At 34.5% G+C, this 3,218-nt stretch carries 2 protein-coding genes; one reads left to right on the forward strand and one right to left on the reverse strand.

Going from position 1 to position 3,218, the window contains the following annotated elements; genetic code table 11:
* Positions 1 to 792 precede the first annotated feature (792 nt).
* Positions 793 to 2,037, forward strand: coding sequence for a MobV family relaxase (gene mobV, locus RCJ96_RS27305; protein ID WP_043897573.1), 1,245 nt, complete (start codon positions 793 to 795; stop codon positions 2,035 to 2,037).
* 29 nt (positions 2,038 to 2,066) lie between these two features.
* On the opposite strand, the gene RCJ96_RS27310 is transcribed toward mobV, so the two are convergent.
* A complete protein-coding gene (locus RCJ96_RS27310; protein WP_001125937.1) occupies positions 2,067 to 2,525 on the reverse strand; it encodes a replication/maintenance protein RepL in 459 nt (152 codons plus the stop codon).
* Between the last annotated feature and the right edge of the window lie 693 nt (positions 2,526 to 3,218).

Here is a 3,218-nt window from a genome sequence, read left to right on the forward strand (position 1 = left end):
GGATTTTGACTTTTTTATTGGTATTGAACTACAAGGGTCCCTACAGGCTGTTTTTGAACACTCGTAGTTCTTTTTAAAAGGGATTAATTTATCAGATTTATTAAATGAATAATTCATAAAATCCCCTTTCAATCACTCTGTTGTATGGCAATTTATCAAGTAGGCAGTTGTACATAAATAGTGTATGCAGGGGATAAAAATGTGTATATAACTAGATAAGCCTTTTTTATTTTTGGCTTGGTATGAAAAAAGAACCCTAATGTTGGATAGGGTTCTTTTTAGAGGTAACAGTTGAAGAGTGGACGTATATTTCATATTTATTATGTACTTTACTCTTATATTCATTCGAATAGGAAACACATATGTTTGGAGTAATTTGCAAAGCGATTGTTGGAAAAGGAAAAATTAGCGGTAAGTGTCAATGGTAAGCGGACTGGAAGGGGTCAGCGGTTTGTGCTGATCCATGAAAGGAGCATTAAGGAATTGACACGTGCAATTGATTCTTCACCCTCTTGGCCTGTCAAAACGTCAAACGTTTTGGCCTGCCAACCGGCGAGGGAGTCCCTCAAGGATTGAGGGGTTGGGGAGTTCGATTGATGGGGTCAAGGGGAAGAGTTCCCCTTGTAGGTTCGGACAAAGTCCGAGGTTTTTTTGCCATGCAAGGCATGGTTTGGCGAAGCCAACGAGCCTCGCAGAGCACGTCCAAATGAAATTTGGTATAACGTGCTAGACCAAATTATTGGATTCTCTCAATCTTCGTGCTATGCTGATTACCAAAAGGGGGGCTTACTTGTGGCTCATGTAGAAAAATATACAAAAGGCAGCGTACAAGGATTATCGATTCATTGGGACAGAAAAACAGAAAATCATTCGAATCAAGAGATTGATAATGAGCGGTCAAATTTAAATTATGATTTATGCGAAAAAGAAGGAGATACACTTTCCCGCATGAATGATCGATTACGTGAAGTACATTGTTTGAATCGGAAAGATGTAAAAGTTTGTAGTGATTGGGTTGTTACGTTACCAGAAAACTTGAAGGGGACTTCAGAAAAAGAACAACGTGAATTTTTTGAAAAAACCTATGAGTTTTTAGCGAATCGTTATGGCGGTGAAAAAAATGTATTGTCCGCTAACGTACATAAGGACGAAACAACACCTCATATGCATTTTGCTTTTATGCCTGTTGTTTGGGACGAGAAAAAACAACGGGAAAAAGTTTCAGCCAAAGAGGTTTTAACAAGAAAAGATTTAAAGACATTCCACCAAGATTTAGATACATTTTTGAAAAAGGAAATACCACACATCTACAAAGATGGAATTTTAAATGATAAATCAATTGGTGTTGATACAGTGAAAGATTTAAAAAAGCATTCTCTAGAAATAGAGAAACAAAAAAAGGCGATGGATGCGGAAGTAAAGATAAAAGAAAAAGACTTGGAGAGAAAAATCCAATCTTTAGATAAAGAATTTGAAAGTAAAAAGAAAAAGCTTTTAGATCTCAGTGAACAATTACCACAAGAAATCAAAATCAAAGCAAAAGGGAAAGAGAAAAAAACAGAGGTTGTGAAAAAAGGATTATTTAAAACAGAAACGATAACCAAAAACACTGGGAATTGGATTATTGGAACGAACGAATTGAAAAGAGTACAAAAAATGGTGAACGCTGCCTATATGGTCAAAAGGGATTATGAACGTTTGCAAAGTACAGATTTGGTGGAAGAAAATAAAAAATTACACCTGCAAGTAGAGGGCTTGTCTAACAATTTAAAAGCATCTCATCAGATTAATGCGGAGTTGAGAGAGAGAAATAAAGAATTACATACAAAAATAGGCTCGTTACAAGCTCATATAAACGATTTGAAGATAAACGTAAAGGTTTTATATCAACAAACGAAAAAAGTCTTTAAAGAGCAATTTAAAACGTTTAGAGGGCTTGTTAAGAATGAACTAGTTGGAAGGGAAGTAGAGGATTACTTTGAGCGTGAACATAAAAACGAAATGACTAAACAACGAGGATATGATATGGAAAGGTAAAACCGCCTTAGAATCAATTCTTGGGCGGTTTATTCAACTGCATTAATTGGAGCCTTATTATTATTAAAATCTTCGAATCTAGCAAGTAAGTATTTCTCTTTTGTATCTTTACCACGATGAACAAGGCTTGGATGTATCATTATTGCTCCAGTTCTTCTAGTAATTATTTGGGCTTGCTCCAGTGTTTTTAATGTGTCTATTACAGTTTGTCTAGATACCTTGCTTTTTTCGGTCAATTCTCTTGTAGTTATAATTAACGTATTTGTTGATTTGTCCATGTTTTCTAATATGTATTTTACAACTTGCATTTTTTTATTACCTAAACTATCTATTAATTGAACGATTGCAGTTAAATATGTGATCATAAAACCATTTCTAGGAGTTTTCTTTATGACTTCATCAGTTTCTATTATTTCACCTGTATCTAGGTTTCTCCATCGACTTTTACCGTTATATATTATTTCGTTTTCAGTTTTTTGTTTTGGCATATTATCACCTTTCTCCTATATTTTTGTATTTCCATTTTATCATAATTAGACCAAAAGGTCAAAAAAAAATAGACCAAAAGGTATAAAAAATTAGACCAAAAAGTATAAAAAATTAGACCAAAGAAAATGCCCTTCAATAGCTATATATCAGCTTAAAATCTACTTTTTACCCCCTGCTTACTCTTTTCTATATATTTAAGGCGATAAATATCGCCTTAAATATATTCTTTTTTCATTTTTTTTAGAGGGCTTTCCACAATGCAATAGTCGAGTAGTATTTTTTGAGAAAATCACTCAAAAAATCTCCACTCTTTTGCTATTGCATTGTGGAATTCGGCAGGTATGGATATGTCGCCAAGCCGAACATACCAAAAACGGGGATTTAGGTAGTACGACTTGGACTAGTAATTGTACCTGCCGAACCGCCTTAATTTATCGTCCAAGAATATCACTTATGCCATATAAAATTACGTTAAGTTCCTGGGGGCTAGCCCCCAAACCCCCAGCCAGCACTCACACCCAAAAACAAGGAGGATACCAATAAAAAAGTCAAAATCCTATATAGTGGATTTTGACTTTTTTATTGGTATTGAACTACAAGGGTCCCTACAGGCTGTTTTTGAACACTCGTAGTTCTTTTTAAAAGGGATTAATTTATCAGATTTATTAAATGAATAATTCATAAAATCCCCT

Source organism: Bacillus sp. BSL6 (assembly GCF_052928345.1).